Annotated in this window: 24 protein-coding genes and 1 pseudogene; 9 read left to right on the plus strand and 16 right to left on the minus strand. The window is 51.7% G+C overall.

Going from position 1 to position 26,223, the window contains the following annotated elements; all coding sequences use genetic code 11:
• Nucleotides 1–39: 39 nt before the first annotated feature.
• Together Q4491_RS15255 and Q4491_RS15260 are read left to right on the plus strand one after the other, a co-directional pair.
• The gene (locus Q4491_RS15255) at nucleotides 40–1,188 is read left to right on the plus strand and encodes a mannitol-1-phosphate 5-dehydrogenase (RefSeq protein WP_303458600.1); all 1,149 of its coding nucleotides are present in this window, start codon (nucleotides 40–42) and stop codon (nucleotides 1,186–1,188) included.
• 55 nt (nucleotides 1,189–1,243) lie between these two features.
• The gene (locus Q4491_RS15260) at nucleotides 1,244–1,774 is read left to right on the plus strand and encodes an MltR family transcriptional regulator (RefSeq protein ID WP_218386524.1); all 531 of its coding nucleotides are present in this window, start codon (nucleotides 1,244–1,246) and stop codon (nucleotides 1,772–1,774) included.
• A 194-nt stretch (nucleotides 1,775–1,968) separates the two neighbouring features.
• On the opposite strand, the gene Q4491_RS15265 is transcribed toward Q4491_RS15260, so the two are convergent.
• Both Q4491_RS15265 and zntR read right to left on the minus strand, forming a co-directional pair.
• The gene (locus tag Q4491_RS15265; RefSeq protein WP_161446815.1) at nucleotides 1,969–2,250 is read right to left on the minus strand and encodes a pyrimidine/purine nucleoside phosphorylase; all 282 of its coding nucleotides are present in this window, start codon (nucleotides 2,248–2,250) and stop codon (nucleotides 1,969–1,971) included.
• Between the two features lie 107 nt (nucleotides 2,251–2,357).
• Nucleotides 2,358–2,771, minus strand: a complete 414-nt coding sequence (zntR, locus tag Q4491_RS15270; RefSeq protein WP_192017302.1) for a Zn(2+)-responsive transcriptional regulator — start codon at nucleotides 2,769–2,771, stop codon at nucleotides 2,358–2,360.
• A gap of 219 nt (nucleotides 2,772–2,990) precedes the next feature.
• Between zntR and purH the strand changes: the two genes are divergently transcribed.
• Together purH and purD are read left to right on the plus strand one after the other, a co-directional pair.
• Entirely contained in the window at nucleotides 2,991–4,577 is a 1,587-nt protein-coding gene (gene purH, locus Q4491_RS15275; RefSeq protein WP_303458605.1) for a bifunctional phosphoribosylaminoimidazolecarboxamide formyltransferase/IMP cyclohydrolase, read from the plus strand.
• Nucleotides 4,578–4,786: 209 nt separating this feature from the next.
• Nucleotides 4,787–6,073 (plus strand): phosphoribosylamine--glycine ligase, encoded by a 1,287-nt coding sequence (purD, locus tag Q4491_RS15280; RefSeq protein WP_303458607.1) that lies wholly within the window; start codon nucleotides 4,787–4,789, stop codon nucleotides 6,071–6,073.
• A 79-nt stretch (nucleotides 6,074–6,152) separates the two neighbouring features.
• Here the strand turns inward: purD and Q4491_RS15285 are convergent, their stop codons facing one another.
• A complete protein-coding gene (locus tag Q4491_RS15285; protein WP_303458609.1) occupies nucleotides 6,153–6,824 on the minus strand; it encodes a DUF1481 domain-containing protein in 672 nt (223 codons plus the stop codon).
• A 41-nt stretch (nucleotides 6,825–6,865) separates the two neighbouring features.
• Nucleotides 6,866–7,138: a nucleoid-associated protein HU-alpha gene (hupA, locus tag Q4491_RS15290; RefSeq protein WP_027254117.1), complete on the minus strand. Its 273-nt coding sequence runs from the start codon at nucleotides 7,136–7,138 to the stop codon at nucleotides 6,866–6,868.
• Between the two features lie 330 nt (nucleotides 7,139–7,468).
• Between hupA and Q4491_RS15295 the strand changes: the two genes are divergently transcribed.
• Nucleotides 7,469–8,542 carry a CNNM domain-containing protein gene (locus Q4491_RS15295; RefSeq protein ID WP_303458612.1) on the plus strand — a complete coding sequence of 358 codons (1,074 nt, stop codon included), beginning with the start codon at nucleotides 7,469–7,471 and terminating at the stop codon, nucleotides 8,540–8,542.
• A 63-nt stretch (nucleotides 8,543–8,605) separates the two neighbouring features.
• Here the strand turns inward: Q4491_RS15295 and Q4491_RS15300 are convergent, their stop codons facing one another.
• Nucleotides 8,606–9,193 carry a YjaG family protein gene (locus Q4491_RS15300; RefSeq protein WP_192017297.1) on the minus strand — a complete coding sequence of 196 codons (588 nt, stop codon included), beginning with the start codon at nucleotides 9,191–9,193 and terminating at the stop codon, nucleotides 8,606–8,608.
• 69 nt (nucleotides 9,194–9,262) lie between these two features.
• Between Q4491_RS15300 and Q4491_RS15305 the strand changes: the two genes are divergently transcribed.
• Both Q4491_RS15305 and Q4491_RS15310 read left to right on the plus strand, forming a co-directional pair.
• Nucleotides 9,263–10,174 (plus strand): D-2-hydroxyacid dehydrogenase, encoded by a 912-nt coding sequence (locus Q4491_RS15305; RefSeq protein ID WP_303458615.1) that lies wholly within the window; start codon nucleotides 9,263–9,265, stop codon nucleotides 10,172–10,174.
• Nucleotides 10,175–10,182: 8 nt separating this feature from the next.
• A complete protein-coding gene (locus tag Q4491_RS15310) occupies nucleotides 10,183–10,782 on the plus strand; it encodes a uracil-DNA glycosylase family protein (protein WP_303458617.1) in 600 nt (199 codons plus the stop codon).
• Nucleotides 10,783–10,844: 62 nt separating this feature from the next.
• Here the strand turns inward: Q4491_RS15310 and hemE are convergent, their stop codons facing one another.
• Nucleotides 10,845–11,909 carry a uroporphyrinogen decarboxylase gene (gene hemE / locus Q4491_RS15315; protein WP_303458619.1) on the minus strand — a complete coding sequence of 355 codons (1,065 nt, stop codon included), beginning with the start codon at nucleotides 11,907–11,909 and terminating at the stop codon, nucleotides 10,845–10,847.
• Between the two features lie 244 nt (nucleotides 11,910–12,153).
• Between hemE and Q4491_RS15320 the strand changes: the two genes are divergently transcribed.
• Complete coding sequence (locus Q4491_RS15320) at nucleotides 12,154–12,333, plus strand: hypothetical protein (RefSeq protein WP_192017377.1); 180 nt, start codon at nucleotides 12,154–12,156, stop codon at nucleotides 12,331–12,333.
• A 41-nt stretch (nucleotides 12,334–12,374) separates the two neighbouring features.
• Here the strand turns inward: Q4491_RS15320 and nudC are convergent, their stop codons facing one another.
• Complete coding sequence (gene nudC / locus Q4491_RS15325; RefSeq protein WP_303458621.1) at nucleotides 12,375–13,169, minus strand: NAD(+) diphosphatase; 795 nt, start codon at nucleotides 13,167–13,169, stop codon at nucleotides 12,375–12,377.
• Nucleotides 13,170–13,329: 160 nt separating this feature from the next.
• Here nudC and rsd point away from each other — a divergent pair, with 160 nt between their 5' ends.
• A complete protein-coding gene (gene rsd / locus Q4491_RS15330) occupies nucleotides 13,330–13,815 on the plus strand; it encodes a sigma D regulator (RefSeq protein ID WP_303458623.1) in 486 nt (161 codons plus the stop codon).
• A gap of 206 nt (nucleotides 13,816–14,021) precedes the next feature.
• Here the strand turns inward: rsd and rpoC are convergent, their stop codons facing one another.
• The 9 genes and pseudogenes from rpoC to Q4491_RS15375 all read right to left on the minus strand — a co-directional run.
• Nucleotides 14,022–18,239 (minus strand): DNA-directed RNA polymerase subunit beta', encoded by a 4,218-nt coding sequence (gene rpoC, locus Q4491_RS15335; protein ID WP_192017291.1) that lies wholly within the window; start codon nucleotides 18,237–18,239, stop codon nucleotides 14,022–14,024.
• Between the two features lie 94 nt (nucleotides 18,240–18,333).
• Complete coding sequence (gene rpoB / locus Q4491_RS15340) at nucleotides 18,334–22,359, minus strand: DNA-directed RNA polymerase subunit beta (RefSeq protein WP_192017290.1); 4,026 nt, start codon at nucleotides 22,357–22,359, stop codon at nucleotides 18,334–18,336.
• Between the two features lie 222 nt (nucleotides 22,360–22,581).
• Nucleotides 22,582–22,947, minus strand: coding sequence for a 50S ribosomal protein L7/L12 (gene rplL, locus Q4491_RS15345; RefSeq protein WP_027254128.1), 366 nt, complete (start codon nucleotides 22,945–22,947; stop codon nucleotides 22,582–22,584).
• Nucleotides 22,948–23,008: 61 nt separating this feature from the next.
• A complete protein-coding gene (gene rplJ, locus Q4491_RS15350) occupies nucleotides 23,009–23,497 on the minus strand; it encodes a 50S ribosomal protein L10 (RefSeq protein ID WP_192017289.1) in 489 nt (162 codons plus the stop codon).
• 239 nt (nucleotides 23,498–23,736) lie between these two features.
• Entirely contained in the window at nucleotides 23,737–24,438 is a 702-nt protein-coding gene (rplA, locus tag Q4491_RS15355) for a 50S ribosomal protein L1 (RefSeq protein ID WP_192017288.1), read from the minus strand.
• A 4-nt stretch (nucleotides 24,439–24,442) separates the two neighbouring features.
• Nucleotides 24,443–24,871 carry a 50S ribosomal protein L11 gene (gene rplK / locus Q4491_RS15360; RefSeq protein ID WP_027254131.1) on the minus strand — a complete coding sequence of 143 codons (429 nt, stop codon included), beginning with the start codon at nucleotides 24,869–24,871 and terminating at the stop codon, nucleotides 24,443–24,445.
• Nucleotides 24,872–24,996: 125 nt separating this feature from the next.
• On the minus strand, nucleotides 24,997–25,542 hold the full coding sequence (gene nusG / locus Q4491_RS15365; RefSeq protein ID WP_027254132.1) for a transcription termination/antitermination protein NusG: 546 nt from the start codon (nucleotides 25,540–25,542) through the stop codon (nucleotides 24,997–24,999).
• Between the two features lie 12 nt (nucleotides 25,543–25,554).
• Nucleotides 25,555–25,932, minus strand: a complete 378-nt coding sequence (gene secE / locus Q4491_RS15370; RefSeq protein WP_161459318.1) for a preprotein translocase subunit SecE — start codon at nucleotides 25,930–25,932, stop codon at nucleotides 25,555–25,557.
• A 209-nt stretch (nucleotides 25,933–26,141) separates the two neighbouring features.
• Nucleotides 26,142–26,223: pseudogene (locus Q4491_RS15375) on the minus strand (elongation factor Tu); the annotation flags it as partial.

Consider the following 26,223-nt stretch of genomic DNA (forward strand, 5'->3'; position numbering starts at 1 on the left):
CCCAGCGCGGCCTCTCACAAACTTAAGGTAGTCATCATCATGAAAGCAGTTCATTTTGGCGCCGGCAATATCGGCCGGGGTTTTATTGGTAAAGTGCTGGCGGATGCCGAGGTAAACGTCACTTTTGCCGACGTTAACGGGCCTTTGATCGATCAGCTCAGCCATGCGCAGTCTTACAATGTCAAAGTGGTAGGCAATGACTGTCATCTGGATACCGTCAGCCATATCACAGCGGTCAATGCCGCCGGACCGGATGTAATCAATCAGATAGTGCATACCGATCTGATCACCACAGCCGTCGGCCCTGCAGTGCTGGATAAAATTGCCAGTACCATAGCAAACGGGCTGGCCAAGCGATTTGAAGCAGGTAACACCCAGCCGCTCAATATCATCGCCTGTGAAAACATGGTACGGGGCACCACGCATCTGAAAGAAGAAGTCTATAAGCAATTAACGCCGGTGCACCGGCAGCTGGCGGATCAGTATGTCGGTTTTGTCGATTCGGCCGTCGACCGTATTGTACCGCCCGCGGAAGCTGCCAACGATGATCCTCTGGAAGTCACAGTAGAAAGTTTCAGCGAGTGGATTGTCGACCAGCAACAGTTCAAAGGCGAGATTCCCAGCATTGCCGGGATGGAAGCCACAGATAACCTGATGGCATTTGTCGAGCGGAAGTTGTTTACCCTCAATACAGGCCATATCATTACCGCCTATCTGGGCGCGCTGAAAGGTTACCAGACGATCCGCGACGCGATAGAAGATGAAGACATCCGCGGACAGGTCCGAACTGCAATGCTGGAAAGCGGCGAAGTGCTTATTCGCCGGTATGGCTTTGATCGTGAGCAGCATTATGCTTACATCGAAAAAATCCTGACCCGCTTTGCCAATCCCTTCCTGCGCGATGAGATTGACAGGGTAGGCCGCCAGCCGCTGCGCAAGCTGGGCAGCAACGACAGATTGATCAAGCCCCTACTGGGCACTCTGGAGTATGGCACTGACAACTGCATGCTGATCAAAGGCATAGCAGCGGCCTTGAAGTATGTTAACGATACCGATCCGCAGGCAATGGAACTGCAGCAAACATTACACGAGAAAGGGGTCCGTCAGACACTGGCACAGTACACAGGTCTGGACGCTGACAGCGAAGTGGCCCGTGATATTGAACACTGCTATCAGACGCTGACCTGATCACCTTGCGGGGAGTTCGCTCCCCGCCTTAGCGGCACAAAGAGAAGACGAAGCCATGGCACCCTGTGAACACGAAGCTGACATGATTGAACGCCTGAACCAGGCCACCACAGTACGCGGCTTTTTTATTACCTCTGTGGATATCTTGGAAGAAGCCGTCGATGCACTCATCCAGCGAATTTTCCGCAAGGACGACTTTGCGGTGAAATCTGTGGTGGAGCCGCTGCTGCACGACACAGGTCCGCTTGGGGAGCTCAGCGTGCGCCTTAAACTGCTGTACGGCCTGGGGGTGATTGCCCAGCCTGTCTATCAGGATATTGAACGCTGCCTGCATATCAAAGACATGCTCAACCGTGATGTGACCGAATACCATTTTACCGACCCTAAAATCATTAAAGAAATCAAGGCGCTTCACCAGGCCAATGTGATGGGCATTGCCCAGTTGGACATGGCCCCGATCACAGAAGACATCGATCTTGCTTTTTACCAGATGCAGACCGCTCGTCAGGAACAGATAGTCAAATCCACTCTGGCACTGGCCATTTCCGGCATTGCCACTTCCCTCAACAAAGACAGCCCGTTTTAAATCCGTCCGCTTTACCCTGCCCTGCCTTGTGGCAGACAACCTGAACAACGACTCGTCCCGTCAATTGCTCCGCTCACATGAACGCTCAGTAAGCCATTGATATAACCAAATATAAAATATAAGAAAGGGATGGCAGGAGGGATTATCGGGCAGGAAAACCAGCTGGTATCCCAGCTGGCGGGTATCACGACAGATTACAGATAGTCACACAGATAAGCGGTTGTTTCTGCAATCTTGACATCGAATGAGGCATCACCCGGGACTTCAAAATCATCACCGGCATTGTAGGTTTCCCAATCGACATGGCCCGGCAGCTTGACCGAAATCGCCCCTTTGACCACTGTCATGCGCTCTGGAGCAGCGGTGGCAAAGGTATAAGATCCCGGAAGCATCACGCCGACACTGCTGCGCGCACCCTCGGCTTCGAAACCAATAGATTTTACATTTCCATCAAAATATTCGTTAGTATTCAGCATGATAATCCTTATCCTGTTATTCTGTTCGGGCATTGGAAACCCATCACGCTATCACAGTTTTTTGCGGTCGCATACACCTTTATCAGCCCTTGCTGAGGGCTGAGTCATTACTGTTCATCGGCCAGGGCTTCCAGGATGGAGCAGTGGCTGGCATCGTCATCCGCCTCGCCGCAACAGGCATCATTCAAGCGCTTCAGTGCCCGGCGTATTCGCTGTAATTCCGCCAGTTTGCTGTCAATATCGTCTAACTTGGCCTGAGTGATGGCTTTTACTTCCGCACAGCTGTGCTGATCGGCTTCGACCCGTATCGCCAGCAGCTCCCGGATCTCCTCCAGGCTCAGGCCGATGGCTTTTGCCCGCAGAATGAAGCGAATGCGGGAGACATCGTCGTCGCTGTAGAGCCGGTAGCCGCTTTCACTGCGCTCGCCGGGGATCAGCAAGCCATTCTTCTCGTAAAAGCGCAAGGTATCACTGCTGACCTCGCAGAGCTTTGCCAGTTGTCCGATCAAGTACCTAGCCATATAACCTCATGATCCTTATTAACTCTCCCTGCACAGCGCTCACGGCTGACCGTTTACGGCCCAAGGCAAACGTTTGCGCAATGCCGGGAATCATGTAAAATACGCGCCATTACGCAAATCCCATCCCGCCTGACGGATGAGGCTATTTGCCAAAGGCAATCTCAGTATAACAGGTCAGCTTTTGGCAAATAATTCACCGCAATCAAAGAGATGGTAGCAATGGAAAACGCTCGTCCTATTCGCCGTGCTCTGATCAGCGTATCAGACAAAACGGGAATTGTTGAATTCGCACAAGCTCTTGCCAACCGTGGCGTCGATATCCTGTCCACTGGCGGTACTGCCCGCCTGCTGGCTGATAAAGGTATTCAGGTGACTGAAGTCTCCGACTATACGGGCTTCCCTGAAATGATGGATGGCCGTGTTAAAACCCTGCACCCGAAAGTGCATGGCGGCGTACTGGGCCGACGTGGCCAGGACGATACGATCATGGCTGAGCATGGCATTGCACCGATTGATATGGTGGTGGTTAACCTCTATCCGTTCGCGGCGACAGTCGCAAAGCCGGGTTGTACATTAGAAGACGCCGTTGAGAACATTGATATCGGTGGTCCGACTATGGTGCGCAGTGCCGCAAAAAACCATAAAGATGTGACTATAGTCGTGAATGCGCACGATTATGACCGCGTGCTGGCTGAAATGGCCGACAACGACGGGTCACTGACTCACGCTACCCGCTTCGATCTGGCGATTGCGGCGTTCGAACACACAGCCGCTTACGACGGCATGATCGCCAACTATTTCGGCACCATGGTGCCCTCTTATGGCGACCAAGCTGACGAAGACTCTAAGTTCCCGCGCACCTTCAATCAGCAGTTCGTCAAGAAGCAAGGCATGCGCTATGGCGAAAACAGCCATCAGGATGCCGCTTTCTACGTCGAAGCACAGCCGGAAGAAGCCTCTGTGGCCACAGCGCGCCAGTTGCAGGGCAAAGCTCTGTCTTACAACAACATAGCCGATACCGATGCCGCGCTGGAATGCGTTAAAGAATTCGACCAGCCAGCCTGTGTGATAGTGAAACACGCCAACCCTTGCGGTGTGGCACTGGGTGCTAACCTGCTGGAAGCCTATGATCGCGCTTACAAGACAGACCCGACGTCTGCGTTTGGCGGTATTATTGCCTTCAACGGTGAGCTGGATGCCGACACCGCCAAAGCCATTGTTGAGCGCCAGTTCGTTGAAGTGATTATTGCCCCCAGCGTCAGCGCCGAAGCCGCTGAAGTGGTGTCTGCCAAGCAAAACGTGCGTCTGCTGGAATGCGGCCAGTGGCACAGCAAAACCACAGGTTTCGACGTCAAACGCGTCAACGGTGGTTTACTGGTGCAGGATCGTGACCAGGGCATGGTCGGTCTGGCTGACCTCAAAGTGGTTACCCAGCGCCAGCCAAGCGACGAAGAGCTACGCGATGCCCTGTTCTGCTGGAAAGTGGCTAAATACGTGAAATCCAATGCGATCGTCTACGCCAAAGGCAACATGACCATCGGTGTGGGCGCCGGCCAGATGAGTCGCGTATATTCAGCCAAAATTGCCGGTATCAAAGCGGCGGACGAAAAGCTGGAAGTGGCTGGCAGTGTGATGGCATCAGATGCCTTCTTCCCGTTCCGCGACGGTATCGATGCGGCGGCAGCAGCCGGTATCACCTGTGTGATTCAGCCGGGCGGGTCAATGCGTGATGACGAAGTGATTGCCGCTGCCGATGAACACGGCATGGCCATGGTCTTCACAGGCATGCGTCACTTCCGTCATTAATCAATCGTTAAGGCTCCGCGATCACTGTGGAACCTTGCTTTATTTCTTGGGCGCTCAACAGGTTTGGGCGCTTTCGATTAAGCAACTTTTAAGCATTTAGCGCTAAGCCAGGTTTTCGATCTCAAGGAAAGCGCACGCAGTTGATACCGAATCAATGAGTACGCTTGACACAGAAATCGCCAACCTGGCGACGCGATAAGGATCAAAAGATGAAAGTTCTTGTCATTGGTAATGGCGGCCGCGAGCACGCCCTGGGCTGGAAAGCCGCACAATCGGCACAGGTAGAGAAAGTCTTCGTGGCACCGGGCAATGCTGGTACTGCCTTAGAGCCAAAACTGGAAAATGTCGCGATTGGCGTGGAAGACACTGCGGCACTGGTGGCGTTTGCCAAAGAGCAGCAAATCGGCCTGACCATTGTTGGCCCGGAAGCACCACTGGTGATAGGTGTGGTTGACGCATTCCGTGCTGCGGGCTTGCCGATTTTCGGTCCGACCCAGGCCGCCGCCCAGCTGGAAGGCTCCAAAGCCTTCACCAAAGACTTCCTGGCCCGCCATCAGATCCCGACGGCAGAATACCAGAACTTTACCGAGATCGAGCCGGCTCTGGCTTACCTGAAAGAAAAAGGCGCGCCCATTGTGGTCAAAGCCGATGGTCTGGCAGCCGGTAAAGGCGTGATCGTGGCCATGACGCAGGAGGAAGCCGAGGCGGCAGTGCGCGATATGCTGGCAGGCAATGCCTTTGGTGAAGCCGGTCACCGCGTTGTCATTGAAGAGTTCCTCGACGGCGAAGAAGCCAGCTTCATTGTGATGGTGGACGGCGAACACATACTGCCGATGGCAACCAGTCAGGATCACAAGCGCGTAGGTAACGGCGACACAGGTCCGAATACCGGCGGCATGGGCGCTTACTCGCCGGCCCCTGTGGTGACTCAGGAAATCCACCAGCGCGTGATGGACGAAGTGATTGTTCCTACCGTGCGTGGCATGGCAGCCGAGGGCAACCCCTACACAGGCTTTCTGTATGCCGGCCTGATGATCATGGCCGACGGCACACCGAAAGTGATTGAGTATAACTGCCGCTTCGGCGACCCGGAAACTCAGCCTATTATGCTGCGCCTGCAATCGGATCTGGTTGAGCTGTGCCTGGCGGCTGTCGATGGCAAACTGAATACCGTGGACTCTCAGTGGGATCCGCGCGCGGCGATTGGTGTAGTGCTGGCTGCCGGTGGTTATCCGGGCGACTACAGCAAAGGGGATGTGATTTCCGGTCTGCCCCTGCAAGACGGCAACGCACAAAAAGTCTTCCATGCCGGCACTACCAGCAAAGACGGTGCCGTGGTGACCAATGGCGGCCGCGTGTTATGTGCCACGGCTATGGGCGACACAGTGTCTGATGCTCAGCAACGTGCTTATGCGCTGGCAAAACAAATCAGCTGGAACGGTGTGTTCTTCCGTGACGACATTGGCTACCGCGCCATTGCCCGTGAACAGGACTGATCTGCCACCGCACAAACTAAAAATAAGGCGCCGAAAGGCGCCTTATCGGTTGTTATCCACTTATCTTTCACTCTGTCCGTCAGGACACATCCAGTAATCTGGGCGGCGTCAGGCAGTGCTGCTCGGTTGTCCGGTTCAGCACCATCTGCTGCGCGGTGACCTTGCCCCGGCCATCCGATTTTCCGATCAGTGCGATATAACCTGGCTGGGCATTGATCTGCTGCCAGTTAATCTCAATCTCAGCCTGAGCATCACAATGGACAAACCGTTGACCGTCCCACACACCCTGCACCAGCTGGAATCCCTCTCGCGACTGCTCTCGGACAAGAGCCACCGCCATGTCAGCCTGCTGGCTGAGCTGATGCAGCTGAGTATCAGACAAAGGAAAAACCGTGTCGCCAACTTTATAGCGCTGGAACACCGCCTCGCCGTGCTGATCGTAACGCACATGCAATTCAAACGGCTGGTGTTTATCGTCTTTCAGCGCTGTGCCGGCCCGCTTCAATTCACGCAACTGCCCGTCATGCCAGCGATAATCCGTCTGATACTCACCGTAATCGCCCATCCAGACCCGTTCAGCCAAAGACTCGGTTTTCGATTGACGCAGGTTGACCCAGTACAGTGATGACGCATCACCGACGACCTGACCGCCGCTAAGGCGTTCCAAAGGAGACAGTGTGTGTTGTGATAAAGCAGAGCTGCCACAGGCAGAAAGCAGGAAAGTCAGTACAATCAGGCAGGTTCGTTTCATAAATAAAAACTCCGCCGAAGTTATCCCCGGCGGAGTTAAGATTATTTTACAGAATCTTTCAGCGCTTTACCTGCAACGAAAGCAGGTACGTTGGCTGCAGCGATCTGGATTTCTTTACCAGTCTGCGGGTTACGACCTGTACGCGCTGCGCGGTGGTTTACTTTAAATGTGCCAAAGCCAATAAGTTGAACCTGGTCACCGGATTTCAATGCTTCGGTGATGCCGCTCAGGGTTGATTCCAGCGCATCTTTTGCTTGCGCTTTAGTCAGGTCCGCTTGTTCAGCAATCAGGTCAATCAGTTGGGTCTTGTTCATTCGGTTTCCCTTCTAAGGTTTTTTCTTCAGACTTATCCACTCTAATTCAAAAGAAGCCCATGTGGCAAAGGTTTGTCGGCTTTCCTGTGGTTAGCTGCGGGGTCTTTAACCATAAACTGAGCGCAAGTTCACAAATTGTTACTATCCTGAAGAAGACGCTGGTTGCTTTTGCTTCTTATTGCACCAATTAATACTCAAATAACTCAAGAAGCTAGGTGCCGTGAGTTCAACGTATTCATACACACCAGTGCTGTTGCGGTCCTTATCATTCGACAATTTGAGGCCACTTGAGTCCTTCATGGTTATTCCACTAAGAGCAAATCAAAACGCATGTTACTTCTGACCTTCTATATCTCAATCGCAATAAGTATTTCTTTTATCTGCTCTGTGCTGGAAGCTGTACTGCTCAGTATTTCTCCCAGCTACATTGGCACCCTGCGTCAACAAGAACATCCCATGGCAGACAAACTGGCAGAGCTGAAAGGCAATATCGATCGTCCACTGGCGTCGATTCTGACCCTGAACACCATAGCCCACACCATTGGTGCCGCAACGGCCGGTGCCCAGGCCGCCGTCGTCTTCGGCAGTCAGTGGCTAGGGGTATTCTCTGCTGCGCTCACAGTCGGCATTCTTCTGCTGTCAGAGATCATTCCCAAAACCATAGGCGCGACCTACTGCCGCCAGTTGGCACCGTTCACGGCTCATGTACTGGAATGGATGATCTGGCTGCTTCGTCCTTTCGTGTGGGTCTCGGAGCAAATCACCCGCCGTTTGTCGCAGGGCCACCAGCCCCCGAAACTGCGTGATGAGCTCTCAGCCATGGCCATGCTGGCCAAAGAGTCCGGCGAACTGGCCGAAGGGGAATCGAAAATCATGCATAACCTGCTGCAGTTCTGTGATGTCAGCGTGAGTAAAATCATGACGCCGCGGCCGGTCCTGTTCCGTGTCGAGGGCAGTTTGTCTATCAACGAATTTTTGAGCCAGGCCAAAGACAGCCCTTTTTCACGCCCGTTGATCTACCAAGGCAGTAAAGACAATATTCTCGGATTTGTTCACCGTCTCGAACTGTTTGCCGCCAGTCAGAGCGGACAGGGCAATCTGCTGCTCAGTGACTTAATGCGTCCGCTGCCTGTGGTGCTGAATCTGGATACTGTTCCGGTGGCGTTTGAAAAACTGATGAAAGAGCGCGTCCAGCTGGCGTTAGTGGTCGATGAATACGGCACTGTGATGGGACTGGTTACCCTGGAAGATATTTTCGAGAGCCTGGTCGGCGAAGAAATTGTCGATGAAGCCGATACCAGCACCGATATGCAGCAACTGGCGTTTCAGCGCTGGGAACGCTGGAAGAAAAAACACGGGGTGATTGAAAACCGCGACGACGACGAAGACGACTACAACAACTGACCCCTCAACAAAGACGAACCAGGCAGGATAGCGATCCTGCCTTGTTCGGCACAGACTCTCAAATCAGAGCGCAATCCCGATATTGCTCACCCCGTCGTCACGCAGTTCACGGCGCAGGCTTTTAATCAGCTCGATATCCCGGCCATCTGTCTCTTTCAGTGCACGGTAGATAGCCCACTGGACATCCCATTCTTCGCACACGGCCTGATTGTTCTTCTGGTTGTCGTTGGTGATTTCCTCACCCTCGCGCGCTTGTTCCAGATTGGCTACCGTTTCAACCGACAGGGAACTGATGCTCAGTGCGGTCTCAGGGATCAGATCACGATCCAGCAGCGCATGCAGCAGATCAGACAGCCCGACACAGGCATCGATCGCCGGGTTCACTGCATACAAATCAAAATCGTCGGCCGCAGGCACCATCTCTTCCAGCTTCTCCAGCTGGTTTTCAAAATTGATCTTGGCATTTTTCACCGTCAGGATTTCCCAGACGCTGTCGAGGATAAGACGATAAGGCTGAGGATCCGCAAATTCAGTCTCGCGGCAGAAGAAAGCGTAATTGGGATACATCCGCTCGCAAAGTGAGGCCATAAAGGTCAGGTATTGCCAGGGTTCAAATTTTTCTAGGCGAAGCTGAATTGGATTCTTAAGCATGGGATAATCTGTCTGAAAACGTTAACTTGAATTTTACTTGATAACCCGCCAGCGCAAAAGGAAAAAGCCATGCATCAACTCTGTATTGTTTCCCGACGGGCAGACCTGTACCGCCAACTGATTGAAGAAGCAGACTTACCGGCGCTGTCACTGACAGACAATCCTGACGAGGCGACGCTGGTGCTGGCCGATCCGCCATTAATCACTGACAGGTTGACGCAATTTCCGCAGCTGCGCTGGCTGCAATCCACCTATGCCGGCATTGACGCCCTGGTCCAGCCCGGATTGCGCAGCGATTATGCGCTGACCAATGTCCGGGGGATCTTCGGCCAGTTGATCAGCGAATACGTGCTGGGTTTGCTGATCAGCCACCAGCGCCATTTCAGCCGTTATCAGGCCCAGCAACAACAGACGCAGTGGCAACCGCACAGCTACGGCGCTCTGTCTGACAAAACCATGGTGATTCTGGGCACCGGCTCGATTGGCCAGCACCTGGCTGGCGCTGCCAAAGCGTTAGGAATGACAGTGCTGGGCGTGAACCGCTCCGGCGAAAGTGCTGCCCCGGGTTTTGATAAGGTCATGGCTATCAAGGATCTGAGCGAGGCACTGCAACAGGCTGATGTTCTGGTGTCAGTGCTGCCTGCCACTGCGATGACAGACAATCTGCTCAATGCCGACAGCCTGAGCCATTGCCGCGGTAGCTTACTCTTCAATGTCGGCCGGGGTAATGCGGTGTGTGAGCCAGGCCTGCTGCAGGCACTGGCCAGTGGCGCGCTCAGCCATGCTTTTCTGGATGTGTTCAAACAAGAGCCGCTGCCGGCTGATCACCCTTTCTGGTGTCACCCTCAGATAACTGTCACCCCGCACATTGCCGCCGAGAGCTTCCCGCAACAGGTCATGGAGATATTCAAAACCAACTACCTGCGCTATGTTGAAGGTAAGCCGCTGCAATACCAGATTGACTTCACACTCGGTTATTAAGGCTGATTATGGCAAATCTCAACCCTCCGCACACCTTATCGGCATTGCTGAACCAGATCCGTCAGTGCGAGCTGTGTAAAGCCCACCTGCCGCTCGGTCCGCGGCCGGTGATTCAAGCCAGCAGCGAAGCACGCTTAATGATAGTCGGCCAGGCCCCGGGCACCCGGGTCCATGACACTGGCATTCCCTGGAACGATCCAAGCGGCGACCGGCTGCGCCGCTGGCTGGATCTCGATCGTGGTACTTTCTATGATCCCAGCCGTATCGCCATTATGCCGATGGGGTTTTGCTATCCGGGAAAAGGCAAGAGCGGGGACTTGCCGCCAAGACCCGAATGCGCGCCGCAATGGCATGACCAGGTCTGGCCGCTGCTGCCCAATATCGGCATGACACTGCTGGTCGGCCAGTATGCGCAGAATTATTATCTGTCAGATAAACCCAAAACCCTGACCGACACAGTCAGAGCCTGGCGGCAATGGGCGCCAGATTATCTGCCACTGCCTCACCCATCGCCGCGCAATACCTTGTGGCTGAAGAAAAACCCCTGGTTTGAAACCGATGTCGTGCCCTACATCCGCGACTATGTCCACCAGCACCTGGGGCTGTAAGCTGCCTGTAAAACGCAAAAAGCGAGCCGTTCAGCTCGCTTTCTGGTGTCATCAGCCGCCGCTTACTTGTGATAAGGGGCAGACAGCTCATGGACCGCCTCGACAAAGACGCCGGCATTTTCCGGCGGTACGTCGAGATGGATACCGTGGCCCAGGTTAAAGACATGGCCCGTGCCTCCACCGAAGCCAGACAGAATACCGGCCACTTCTTCACGGATACGCTCTGGCGACGCGTACAGCATGGACGGGTCCATATTGCCTTGCAGGGCCACTTTGTCACCCACACGGCGCTTGGCGTCGGCAATATCAATGGTCCAGTCCAGACCCACCGCATCACAACCGGTTGCCGCAATCGCTTCCAGCCACATACCGCCGTTTTTGGTAAACAGGGTCACAGGGACACGGCGGCCTTCATTTTCGCGGATCAGGCCATCGACAATCTTGTGCATGTACTGCAGCGAAAACAGCTGGTAATCACGCGGGGTCAATACGCCACCCCAGGTGTCAAACACCATCACTGACTGGGCACCGGCTTTGATTTGAGCATTCAGGTACTGAATCACACTGTCGGCCAGTTTATCCAGCAGTGCATGCAGAACTGCAGGTTCGGCGTACATCATTTTTTTGATTTTTGTAAACGCCTTAGTGCTGCCGCCTTCCACCATGTAAGTAGCCAGCGTCCACGGGCTGCCGGAAAAGCCAATCAGCGGCACCTCACCTTTCAAATCTTTTCGGATTTGACGCACGGCGTTCATAACATATTGCAGCTCACCTTCCGGGTCAGGGATACCTATCTTATCGACATCGGCTTTACAGGTGATAGGACGCTCGAATTTTGGCCCTTCACCGGTTTCAAAATACAGTCCAAGACCCATAGCATCCGGAATGGTCAGGATGTCAGAAAACAGGATAGCGGCATCCAGCGGAAAACGGCGCAAAGGTTGCAGAGTCACTTCGCTGGCCAGTTCAGCATTCTTACACAGCGACATAAAGTCGCCAGCCACGCCGCGGGTTGCACGGTATTCTGGTAGATAACGGCCTGCCTGACGCATCATCCATACAGGGGTGCAGTCAACCGGCTGCTTGAGTAAAGCACGCAGATAGCGATCGTTTTTCAATTCTGTCATTGTCAACATCCTGGCAAATAATTGAGTACATTGTAACACCCTGATCCGGCAACAGCAGCTATGCATTCACCCTGAATGGCAATTAATGCCGCGTAGAGCACATCGCTTGTCAGCCGTACGGTTTAAGCGTCTGCTGTTTCATTTTTGGCAATCTAATGTTGCAGATATTTTAATCAATAGCCTATCGGTTCTCTGATACTGTTATTAACAGCCAACATCGGCTATTGCAAAAATTGGAGGATCTATGGACCTGCAAGTTGTTATCGAATTTACTGAAACCGGTGTGTACAAAGACCGCTGCTGGGAAAACTCTTTCAAAGCCATGAAAGGACAGCTGCATAAAGTCACCCCGCATTATGCCGCACACCTGATTAAGCATTCCAAAGCCATTTTCCGCGGACTGCCAGAAAGCCACTCAGGCTGATAGGAGCCTGGGTCCCTTCCAGTAAATTATCTCCCTGGCATTTACTGGTCACCATCTTTCCGGATTGCTGCTTCCTGCCTGATAGCCTCGCAAGTAGCCTGAATAAGACGATGCGCAATCGTCCCTGGTGGCGCGATCTGCGGTAACTGATCATGTTTAAACCAGCGGGCATCCACCAGCTCTTCGTAATCCGGACGGATAACACCACTTTGGTGTTCCGCCAGAAATCCCATCATAATGTTGGACGGAAACGCCCAGGGCTGACTGTCAAAGTAGCGGATATTGGTCACTTCAATACCCGTCTCTTCTTTGACTTCACGAGCCACACATTGCTCCAGGGTTTCTCCGGCTTCAACAAAGCCGGCAATAACGGTATATATGCCACTTTTATGACGGGGATGCTGCGCCAGCAAAATGCAGTCATCTTTCTTCACCGCAACAATGATACAGGGAGCAATGCACGGATAATGGTAGCTGTCACAGGCCTGGCATCGCATGGCCTGTGCACTGTCGGCCAATGTCGTTTTCCCGCCGCAGGAAGAACAAAATGCCTGCGTCTCGCACATATGGGATAACTGCATCGCTTTGCCGGCCAGCGCAAACAGATCCTCATGCTCGTGAAGAAATTCCCTGAGAGAATAAAATTTTTTATCAGCCAATAAATCAGGATCTTCCAGCCATCTCACCGGGTATCCCTGATGAAAACCGATCACGGTGGATCTTGCAAGATCCAAGTCAGTAAAGCCTTCCAGTGTAAGCGGTAACTTACCCTTTTCTAAATAAATTCTGCGGTCACGAATGACACACCAGTAGCTGTGTTCTTGCTTTTTTGACATTAGCTGCTCCTCCATCCTTGCAGGGTATCAGTTTTGCTGGCAATCTAAACCTAACAGTGGAATTTGGCTTTGCCATATTGGTACTCTTAGTGTCACTAAGAGTTTGACAGGTATTGTTTTCGGCTCCTGCTTCTTGCGGGGCGATCATGAGGACATGGTCATGCTTAGTAAATTCGAACAAGTGCAAAAACAATGGGGTGGCAACAATGATGTCATCGATCATTGGCTGATGTCGAGGCAGCAGCTGCTGATAGATTACTGCAAATTAGCAGGCTTACCTCCCTTTGAAAATAAATCCCGGCAACTTCCCACGTCATCGCAGCTCCAACTCTTCAGCCAGCAACTGGTTGATTACATCTCCGAAGGTCACTTTAAAATTTACGACAAGGTGATGGCAAGGTGGCAGGCGACCGGATATTCCCCAACCACAGAAATCTCACAGCTCTACAACAAAATTACTGATACCACAGATCCCTTGCTGAATTTTGCAGACCGCTATTGTGAGATCACAGACGACAGTGATGATTGGGATGATTTTGATAACGAATTGTCCATGGTGGGTGAACAAATCGAATTAAGGTTCGAGCTGGAAGATGATCTGATTGAGCTGATCAGTGAAAGTTTAGCCGTTCCACCCGGCGCTTAATCACAGCAAATCACACGCTGTGCTACCAAGAACGGGTAATCAGCATCCCTGATTACTGTATGCGTCTTTGTCTGTTTAAAATCAGCCAGGGCTCAAAAACAGTCAGGCCGCTGAAAACACATAACCAACGAATTTAAACATAAAAACAAAAGGCACCCCTGAGGGTGCCTTTTTCAGTTTTCGGTCATGCAAGAACCAAACAGATCTTAATCTTCGTCGTTCAGACCGGCATTCAGCAGTGCTGCCAGGTCTTGAGACGCCTGCTCGGCATCAACCTGAGGCTCTACCGGAGCCAGATCCGCATCACGACGACGCTGACGCTGCTGGTGATAAGAGAAACCTGTACCCGCAGGGATCAAACGACCCACGATGACGTTTTCTTTCAGACCACGCAGCTCATCACGCTTACCGGCAACCGCAGCTTCAGTCAGTACGCGAGTCGTTTCCTGGAACGACGCGGCAGAGATGAAGGACTCAGTAGCCAGAGACGCTTTGGTAATACCCAGCAGATCACGCTCAAACAGTGCAGGCTGCTTGTCTTCAGCAATCAGCTGACGGTTGGCGATGTTCACGCGGGAGAATTCCACCTGCTCGCCTTCCAGGAACTCAGAGTCACCCGGAACCGTAATGGTTACCTTACGCAGCATCTGACGGATGATAGTCTCGATGTGCTTATCGTTAATCTTAACGCCTTGCAGACGGTAAACTTCCTGAACCTCGTTAACGATGTATTCTGCTACCGCGTGAACGCCACGCAGACGCAGGATATCGTGCGGAGCTTCCGGACCATCGGCAATAACATCACCTTTTTCAACTTTCTCGCCTTCAAAGACGTTCAGCTGACGCCACTTAGGAATCATTTCCTCATATGGCTGGCCGTCAGTTGGGGTGATGATCAAACGACGCTTACCTTTGGTCTCTTTACCGAAGGATACTGCACCTGTGATTTCAGCCAGGATTGCAGGCTCTTTCGGCTTACGCGCTTCGAACAGGTCAGCAACGCGTGGCAGACCACCGGTGATATCTTTCGTACCGCCAGATTCCTGAGGAATACGAGACAGCGTGTCACCGATACCAACCGCAGAGCCGTCTTCCAGCTGAACAATGGCTTTACCCGGCAGGAAGTACTGCGCAGGCATATCTGTACCCGGAATCATGACATCGTTGCCTTTGTCATCAACCAGTTTCACCATTGGGCGCATATCTTTACCTGCACCGGTACGCTCGGCACCGTCCAGGATTACGATAGAAGACAGACCGGTCAGGTCGTCCGTCTGGCGAGAAACCGTCACACCATCGATCAGATCCACAAACTGGATATGACCTGCCACTTCAGTAATGATTGGCATTGTGTGTGGGTCCCAGTTCGCCACCACTTCACCGGCTTCAACCGCATCGTTGTCGCCTTTGCCCAGCATCGAACCGTAAGGCAGCTTGTAGCTTTCCTTGGTACGACCGAACTCATCAACAATAGTCAGCTCAGCAGCACGCGAAGTGATAACCAGCTTGCCATCGTTATTAGTAACGAACTTGGCATTGTGCAGCTTCAGAGAACCTTTGTTCTTCACCTGAATACTGTTTTCTGCTGCCGCACGAGAAGCCGCACCACCGATGTGGAACGTACGCATCGTCAGCTGTGTACCTGGTTCACCGATGGACTGTGCTGCCACAACGCCGACTGCTTCACCCTGGTTAACCAGGTGACCACGAGCCAGGTCACGACCATAACAGTTACGGCAACAACCGAAGTCGTTTTCACAAGTAACAACAGAACGCACTTTAATCTGGTCAACTGAGTTGTCTTCCAGAATGTCACACCACTTCTCGTCCAGCATAGTGTTGCGTTGAACCAATACTTCTTCAGTACCTGGTTTCAGCACATCATCGGCCACGACTCGACCCAGTACGCGATCTCGCAGCGGCTCTTTAACATCACCACCTTCGATCAGAGGCATCATAGTGATACCTGCGTGCGTACCACAGTCATCAGCTGTGATCACAACATCCTGGGCAACGTCTACCAGACGACGAGTCAGGTAACCTGAGTTCGCTGTTTTCAGTGCCGTATCCGCCAGACCTTTACGCGCACCGTGCGTGGAGATGAAGTACTGGAGTACGTTCAGACCTTCACGGAAGTTCGCGGTGATTGGCGTTTCGATGATCGAACCATCTGGTTTCGCCATCAGACCACGCATACCCGCCAACTGACGAATCTGTGCAGCCGAACCACGAGCACCGGAATCGGCCATCATGTATACACTGTTAAACGATTTCTGCTGTTCTTCTTTACCTTCGCGGTTGATAACTGTGTCAAACGACAGGTTATCCATCATCGCTTTAGCAACCTGTTCGTTCGCGGTTGCCCAGATATCGATCACTTTGTTGTAACGTTCGCCAGCGGTTACCAGACCGGACTGGAACTGATCCTGAATTTCTGCAACTTCAGCTTCAGCTTCAGCGATCTTGGTGTACTTAGCGTCTGGCACCACCATGTCGTCGATACCAACAGATACACCAGACAGGGCCGCGTAAGCAAAGCCTGTGTACATGATCTGGTCAGCAAAAATGACAGTTTGCTTCATACCCAGTTCACGGTAACAGGTGTTCAGCAGGTTCGAGATCTGCTTCTTACCCAGTGCTTCAGTGTTCACCAGGCTGTATGGCAGACCCTTAGGCACGATTTGCCACAGCATGGCTCGGCCAACAGTGGTGTCCATCAGCTGGGTGTTTTTCACCAGCTCACCTTGCTCGTTTTTCACGTGCTCAGTGATACGCACTTTAACGCGAGCATGCAGCTCTGCATTACCGGTACGGTACGCTTTCTCTGCTTCCGCAGAGCCGGCCAGGTACATGCCTTCGCCTTTAGCGTTGATCTTGTCGCGGGTCATGTAGTACAGACCCAGTACAACGTCCTGAGACGGTACGATGATTGGATCACCAGACGCCGGAGACAGGATGTTGTTGGTCGACATCATCAGCGCACGTGCTTCCAACTGCGCTTCCAGCGTCAGCGGTACGTGTACCGCCATCTGGTCACCATCGAAGTCGGCGTTATAAGCCGCACAGACCAGCGGGTGCAGCTGAATCGCTTTACCTTCGATCAACACAGGTTCAAACGCCTGGATACCCAGACGGTGCAGTGTTGGTGCACGGTTCAGCATAACCGGGTGTTCGCGGATCACTTCGTCCAGGATATCCCAAACAACAGCTTCTTCGCGCTCAACCATCTTCTTGGCAGCTTTGATGGTGGTCGCCAGACCACGGGTTTCCAGCTTGCCGTAGATGAACGGTTTGAACAGCTCCAGTGCCATTTTCTTCGGCAGACCACACTGGTGCAGACGCAGGTATGGACCTACGGTGATTACCGAACGGCCTGAGTAGTCGACACGCTTACCCAGCAGGTTCTGACGGAAACGACCCTGCTTACCTTTGATCATGTCAGCCAGAGATTTCAGCGGACGCTTGTTCGAACCAGTGATGGCGCGACCACGGCGACCGTTGTCCAGCAGTGCATCCACAGACTCTTGCAACATACGCTTTTCGTTACGTACGATGATGTCTGGGGCAGCCAGATCCAGCAGGCGCTTCAAACGGTTGTTACGGTTGATCACACGACGGTATAGGTCGTTCAGATCAGAGGTCGCGAAACGACCACCGTCCAGCGGTACCAGAGGACGCAGATCCGGCGGCAGTACCGGCAGTACTGACAGGATCATCCACTCTGGGTTGTTACCGGATTGAACAAATGCTTCTACCAGCTTGAGACGCTTGGTCAGCTTCTTGCGCTTGGTTTCAGAGTTGGTTTCTTCCAGCTCTTCACGCATCAGTTCGATTTCAGCATTCAGATCCATGTTGGCCAGCAGTGCTTTCACTGCTTCGGCGCCCATGCGCGCGTCGAACTCATCGCCCCACTCTTCCAGCGCGTCCAGATACTGTTCTTCAGACAGCAGCTGACTACGCTCAAGATTGGTCATGCCAGGTTCGATAACCACATAAGATTCGAAATAAAGCACACGCTCGATATCACGCAGCGGCATGTCCATCAACAGGCCGATACGGGATGGCAGTGATTTCAGGAACCAGATGTGGGCAACAGGAGAAGCCAGCTCAATGTGACCCATACGCTCACGACGTACTTTGGTCTGAGTAACTTCTACACCACATTTTTCACAGATCACGCCGCGGTGCTTCAGGCGTTTGTATTTACCACAAAGACATTCATAGTCTTTGACCGGGCCAAAGATACGTGCACAGAACAGACCGTCACGCTCAGGCTTAAAGGTACGGTAGTTAATGGTTTCTGGCTTTTTCACTTCACCAAAAGACCATGAACGAATCATGTCAGGTGAAGCAAGACCGATTTTGATCGCATCAAATTCTTCGGTCTTGTGCTGTGCTTTCAGAAACTTAAGTAAGTCTTTCACATTCGGCTCCTGTGAGGAGTTGACCCATAAAGGCGCCGTGGCGGCGGCGCCTTCATATTGATACCGGATTCAAGTAGTACTGACAGTGTCAGGCTTACTCGTCTTCCAGCTCGATGTTGATACCCAACGAGCGGATCTCTTTCAACAGTACGTTGAAGGATTCCGGCATACCTGGTTCCATACGGTGATCGCCATCGACGATGTTTTTATACATCTTCGTACGGCCATTCACGTCATCCGATTTCACTGTCAGCATTTCCTGCAGCGTATAGGCGGCACCATAAGCTTCCAGTGCCCACACTTCCATCTCACCGAAGCGCTGACCACCGAACTGAGCTTTACCGCCCAATGGCTGCTGAGTTACCAGACTGTACGAACCGGTAGAACGGGCGTGCATCTTGTCGTCGACCAGGTGGTTCAGTTTCAGCATGTACATGTAACCAACAGTTACAGGACGCTCAAACTGCTCACCGGTACGGCCATCAAACAAATTCAGCTGACCCGATTCTGGCAAGTCCGCCAGTTTCAACAGCTCTTTGATTGCTGGCTCAGGCGCACCGTCAAAGACAGGTGTCGCGATCGGCAGACCCGCACGCAGGTTCTCAATCAGGGTACGAACTTCATCATCAGACATAGATGCAATATCAACATTCTGACGGGTATCGCCCAGATCATAGACCTTCTGAAGGAATTCGCGGAACCTATGCAGTTCCTGCTGTTCTTTCAGCATCTGATTGATCTTGTCGCCGATACCTTTTGCCGCCAGACCCATGTGAGTTTCCAGGATCTGACCGATGTTCATACGCGAAGGTACACCCAGTGGGTTCAGTACGATGTCGACCGTCTGGCCTTTCTCATCGTAAGGCATGTCTTCAACCGGACAAATCTTCGAGATAACACCCTTGTTACCGTGACGGCCGGCCATCTTATCACCAGGCTGAATACGGCGTTTAACGGCCAGATAGACCTTAACGATCTTCAGGACGCCAGGGGCCAGGTCATCACCTTGGGTGATCTTACGACGCTTGGTTTCGAACTTCTTATCGAACTCAGATTTCAGCTCATCGTACTGCTCAGCCAGCTGCTCCAGCTGGTTTTGCAGTGACTCATCATCCAGAGTCTGAGAGAACAGCTTCTCACGGTCCATTGAAGACACACGCGCGTCATCATAACCGGCAGACAGCAGCAGAGTACGGACACGAGCCAGCAAACCACCTTCCAGGATCTGGAATTCTTCGGTGATATCTTTCTTCGCTTCTTTCAGCTGCATCTCTTCAATTTCGAGTGCACGCTTGTCCTTCTCTACGCCATCGCGCGTGAAGACCTGAACGTCGATGATGGTACCAGACACAGAGTTAGGTACACGCAGCGACGAGTCTTTCACGTCAGACGCTTTTTCACCGAAGATGGCACGCAGCAGTTTCTCTTCTGGCGTCAGCTGAGTCTCACCCTTAGGCGTTACTTTACCAACCAGAATATCGCCACCCTTCACTTCCGCACCGATGTAAACGATGCCGGACTCGTCCAGTTTGGACAGGGCTGCTTCACCCACGTTCGGGATGTCTGCTGTGATTTCTTCCGCACCCAGCTTAGTATCACGTGCCACACAGGACAGTTCCTGAATGTGGATAGTCGTCAGGCGATCTTCCTGAACCACACGCTCAGAGACTAAGATGGAGTCTTCGAAGTTGTAGCCGTTCCAAGGCATGAACGCGATACGCATGTTCTGGCCAAGAGCCAGCTCACCCAGGTCAGTAGACGGACCATCAGCCAGCACGTCACCACGTGCTACAGGTTCACCCGGCATCACAGTTGGACGCTGGTTGATACAGGTGTTCTGGTTAGAACGGGTGTACTTAGTCAGGTTGTAGATGTCGATACCGGCTTCGCCCGGTACCAGCTCGTCTTCGTTCACTTTGATAACGATACGAGACGCATCTACCGACTGAACCATACCGCCACGTTTAGCCACCGAGGTTACACCGGAGTCAACCGCTACCGCACGCTCAATACCTGTACCTACCAGCGGCTTATCAGCACGCAGAGTCGGTACCGCCTGACGTTGCATGTTCGCACCCATAAGGGCACGGTTAGCATCATCGTGCTCCAGGAACGGGATCAGGGACGCTGCCACAGATACCACCTGGTTGGTTGCAACGTCCATATACTGAACGTGGTCACGTGGGTGAAGACCAGATTCACCTTTGTGGCGGGCAGTGATCAGCTCATCGGTAAAGCTACCGTCTTCTTCAAGAGCGGCGTTTGCCTGAGCGATAACAAACTGACCTTCTTCAATCGCTGACAGATAATCAATCTGGTCGGTAACCTCACCATCAACCACTTTGCGGTATGGTGTTTCCAGGAAACCGTACGGGTTACAACGCGCAAATACAGACAGCGAGTTGATCAGACCGATGTTCGGACCTTCAGGGGTCTCGATAGGACACAGACGACCGTAGTGCGTGGCGTGAACATCTCGAACTTCAAAGCCTGCACGCTCACGTGTCAGACCACCTGGACCCAGGGCAGAAATACGACGTTTGTGCGTCACTTCTGACAATGGGTTGTTCTGATCCATAAACTGAGACAACTGAGAAGAGCCAAAGAACTCTTTCACTGCCGCAGAGATAGGCTTAGCGTTGATCAGATCCTGTGGCATCACAGCATCCAAATCGCCCAGGCTCAGACGTTCTTTAACTGCGCGCTCAACACGTACCAGACCGACACGGAACTGGTTTTCAGCCATTTCGCCAACACTACGGATACGGCGGTTGCCCAGGTGGTCGATATCATCAACTTCACCTTTACCGTTACGAATGTCGATCAGCTTACGCATCACGTCGATAATATCGTCGTGATCCAGCGTGCCAGAACCTGTTGTTTCTTCACGTACCAGAGAGCTGTTGAACTTCATGCGGCCAACCGCAGACAGGTCATAGCGATCTTCAGAGAAGAACAGGCTTTCAAACAGCTGCTCTGCCGCTTCGCGCGTTGGTGGCTCACCAGGGCGCATCATGCGGTAGATTTCAACCAGGGCGCTCAGACGATCTGTTGTACTGTCAATACGCAGGGTATCAGACATGTACGGACCGTAATCCAGGTCGTTGGTAAACAGCACTTCGATGGCTTTGTGGCCAGCCTGAGACAGCTTAGCCAGAATTTCCAGGCTCAGCTCTTGGTTAGCTTCAACAATCAGCTCACCCGTGTCTTCATTCACATATTCACGTGCTGACACTTTGCCCACGATGTACTCAACCGGTACTTCGATGTGGTCAATGTTATCTTTCTGCAGCTGTCGGATATGGCGCGCAGTAATACGGCGGCCTTTCTCAACGTACACAGTGCCGTTCGCTTCAATATCGAAGCTCGCAGTTTCACCACGCAGACGGTCTGGCACCAACTCCATAACCAAAGACTTGCCCTGTACTTCGAAATTGATCTTCTCGAAGAACAGGTCAAGGATTTGCTCAGTGGTATAGTTCAGCGCACGCAGAATGATAGACGCAGGCAACTTACGACGACGGTCGATACGAACGTAGACGTTATCCTTTGGATCAAACTCGAAATCCAACCATGAACCACGGTAAGGAATGATGCGTGCGTTATAAAGCACTTTACCTGAGGAGTGGGTTTTACCCTTATCGCTGTCGAAAAAGACGCCCGGGCTACGGTGCAGCTGGGATACGATAACCCTCTCGGTACCGTTAATAACGAATGTACCGTTATCTGTCATGAGCGGAATTTCGCCCATGTAAACTTCTTGTTCTTTAATGTCTTTTACTGTGCCAGCTGGTGCGTCCTTGTCATACATAACAAGACGTAATTTCACGCGTAACGGCGCGGAATATGTTACACCACGAATCTGACATTCTTTGACATCGAACACCGGCTCACCGAGACGATAGCTAACGTATTGCAGCTCGGAATTGCCGTTATAGCTCTGAATTGGGAATACAGAACGAAAGGCAGCTTCTAGACCGTAATGCCCTTCCGGATCCTGCTCGATGAACTTATCAAAAGACTCAAGCTGGATCGACAGCAAGTAAGGTACATCCAATACTTGAGGACGCTTACCAAAATCCTTACGGATACGCTTTTTCTCGGTATAAGAGTAAACCATAGGTTCCTCAGATCGCTGATAAGTGATCCAAACTACCTCTAGTAAGAGGCAGTGACTAATAACATTGTTTGTAGCAGGAACAGCACTGGAGTACAGGCTGTGATTTGCACGGGAAGCGGTTGCAAAACAATGTGAAAAACACCACTACCCTACAGCGCAAAAGGGCCGGTGGCTTTTTAGCCACCAGCCCATAGCCATAAAGGCTAAGAAATTAAGTAATAATTACTTGATTTCAACAGATGCACCAGCTTCTTCCAGCTGAGCTTTCAGAGCTTCAGCTTCAGCTTTCTCAACACCTTCTTTCAGAGGTGCTGGAGCGCCGTCAACCAGAGCTTTAGCTTCTTTCAGGCCCAGACCAGTTGCGCCACGTACTGCTTTGATTACAGCAACTTTGTTACCGCCAGCAGCAGTCAGGATTACGTCGAATTCAGTTTGCTCTTCAGCAACTGCTTCAGCAGCGCCGCCAGCAACTACTGCTGCAGCAGCAGTAACACCGAACTTCTCTTCCATTGCTTCGATCAGTTCAACAACTTGCATTACAGACATTTCTGCAACTGCGTCTAGGATTTGCTCGTTAGTGATAGACATAACAATTCTCTTTTAAAGTCAACAATTAGTTTAAATAGCAACCAATAAAAAACCAAACTTATTAAGCGGCTTCTTTCTGATCGCGAATAGCTGCAATAGTACGAACCAGCTTGCCAGCAGAAGCTTCTTTCATGCACATCATCAGACGTGCGATAGCTTCGTCGTAAGTTGGCAGTTTCGCCAGAACATCTGCATCAGTCAGTACGCCTTCGAATGCAGCAGCTTTGATCTCGAAATCTTTGTTCTCTTTAGCAAAGTCTTTGAAAAGACGTGCTGCGGCACCTGGGTGCTCTGTAGAGAAAGCCAGCAGAGTAGGGCCTACGAAAGTGTCAGCAAGACACTCGTAGTTAGTACCTACTACTGCACGACGAGCCAGAGTATTACGAACAACACGTACGTAAACACCCGCTTCACGCGCTTGTTTACGCAGAGTCGTCATAGCACCCACGGCTACGCCACGAGAGTCAGCAACAACTGCAGACAGGGCACCACTGGCAGCTTCGTTGACTTCAGCAACAATTGCCTGTTTGTCTTGAAGGTTTAAAGCCATTGGATTTGCTCCTGGATTGTGTTTACCCACTCACTGCAAAATTGCAGGAGAGTTTGTACGGCGCAGATCCAAGAAAGACAGTAAATCAATCATGTTCCTGGCACCGTCTACGTAGGTTGAAGTATTAAGTTCTGAGAACACCTACGGTCTAGGACGAAGATCCCGGCAGAATGCTGCCCAGATCTTAGCCATTAATTCGAAACGCAGGATTATACATAATCCCAGCGATTCTGCAAATATTAAACGTTAGCGTCCAGAGTATTCTGGTCTAGCGCCACACCTGCACCCATAGTGGTAGAGATGCTGACTTTCTTGATGAAAGTACCTTTAGCTGATGCAGGTTTTGCTTTTTTCAGCGCAACCAGCAGAGATTCCAGGTTAGCTTTCAGTTTGTCAGCGTCGAAATCAACCTTACCGATAGTGGTGTGGATGATACCGTTCTTGTCGTTACGGTAACGAACCTGACCCGCTTTAGCATTCTTCACAGCTTCAGCAACGTTAGGCGTTACAGTACCCACTTTCGGGTTAGGCATCAGGCCACGAGGACCCAGGATAGTACCCAGCTGACCAACAACGCGCATTGCGTCTGGAGAAGCGATAACAACGTCAAAGTTCATTTCGCCTTTCTTAACCAGTTCAGCCAGATCTTCCATACCAATCAGATCTGCACCCGCTTCTTTCGCTGCTTCAGCGTTAGCACCTTGAGTGAAAACCGCTACGCGGACATCACGGCCAGTACCGTGTGGCAGTACAGTTGCGCCACGAACGTTCTGATCAGATTTACGAGCATCGATACCCAGGTTAACTGAAACGTCAACACTTTCTACGAATTTAGCAGTAGCCAGTTCTTTCAGCAGAGCAACAGCTTCGTTGATGTCGTACTCGCGAGTAGCGTCAACTTTCTCACGGATTACGCGCATACGCTTAGTTAGTTTTGCCATTGTCTTAACCCTCAACTACCAGACCCATTGAACGGGCAGTACCCGCGATAGAGCGCTTCATCGCTTCGATGTCGGCACCAGTCATGTCTGCAGCTTTAGTTTCTGCGATCTCTTGGATCTGAGCTTCAGTCACTTTACCCACTTTTTCAGTGTTAGGACGGCCAGAGCCTGACTTAACACCAGCTGCTTTCTTCAGCAGAACTGCAGCAGGTGGAGTTTTAGTAACGAAAGTGAAAGAACGGTCGCTATAAACAGTGATAACCACTGGAGTTGGCAGACCTTTCTCCATTGAATCTGTTTTAGCGTTAAACGCTTTACAGAATTCCATGATGTTCACACCGTGCTGACCCAGAGCTGGACCAACTGGTGGAGATGGGTTTGCCATACCAGCTGCAACTTGCAGCTTGATGTAAGCTTCTACTTTTTTAGCCATTGCTTAATTACCTTAATTTGGGTTCAAACGTCTGCTTTTAGCAAACAGACTCCCCGTCTAACGAAAGGGCGCGAAATTATAGTGTAATTCCACGCCCTTGACAATATGACTTGATTACTTATTGATCAGTTTTTCTCAACCTGACCAAACTCCAGTTCAACCGGAGTCGCACGGCCGAAGATAGAGACCGAGACTTTCACACGGCTCTTGTCGTAGTCGACTTCTTCAACCACACCGTTAAAGTCAGCAAACGGACCATCCGTCACGCGAACCACTTCACCCGGCTCAAACACAGTTTTGTGAACAGGCGATTCACTCGCCTGCTGCAGACGATTCAAAATCGCAGCAGCTTCTTTGTCTGAAATTGGCGCCGGACGATCAGATGTTCCGCCAATGAACCCCATCACACGAGGAATACTACGTACCAGATGCCAGGTTTCATCATTCATCACCATCTGTACGAGAACGTAACCAGGGAAGAACTTACGCTCGCTTTTGCGGCGCTGGCCAGCACGCATTTCCACTACTTCTTCTGTAGGTACTAATACCTCGTCGAAGTAGTCTTCCATGCCATGCATCTTGATATGTTCACGTAGTGACTGTGCAACTCGCCCTTCAAAACCAGAGAAGGCCTGCACAACATACCATCGTTTTTTTGGAGCTTCGCTCATGAACTCTTACCTCTATACACCGGTAACCAGGCGGACCAAACGGACCATAATGCCGTCGATGCCCCACAGGGCTAACGCCATAATGACAGTGACAGCTAAAACGATAAAGGTTGTCTGCGTAGCTTCCTGACGAGTTGGCCACACTACCTTGCGGACTTCCATGCGCGATTCACGGGCAAAAGTGATCGCTGTTTTACCTTTTGCTGTTAGAGCTGCAACACCACCAGCAGCGGCAACCAGGACCACTACAGCTGCGGCACGCAACGCTACAGATACATCACTGTACAGGTAATTACCAACCACCGCGGCTGCCAGCAGGGCAAATACAACAACCCATTTCAGGCTATCCATGCTACTAGAGCTGCTTTGGTTTTCGGCATTCGCTTTCATACAACCAACCTGTAACTTGTCTCAATATAGACGAAAATAACCTCGCAGGTAGCGAGGCTTCTAAGGATTAAGTAAATCCCTTTCGTAACGCTCTGTACACCTTAACGCATTTTTTACTCGGCACACTGACCAAAAAATACGCTAATCTGAGGCGGAGCGTAGAAAAAGGGCATCAAATGATGCCCTTTTTCGTGCCTTGTCGTCAAATATTATTCAACGATCTTAGCAACAACACCAGCACCAACGGTACGGCCACCTTCACGGATTGCGAAGCGCAGACCTTCGTCCATT

It is taken from the genome of Photobacterium sp. 2_MG-2023, assembly GCF_030547675.1.
Lineage (GTDB): Bacteria > Pseudomonadota > Gammaproteobacteria > Enterobacterales > Vibrionaceae > Photobacterium > Photobacterium arenosum.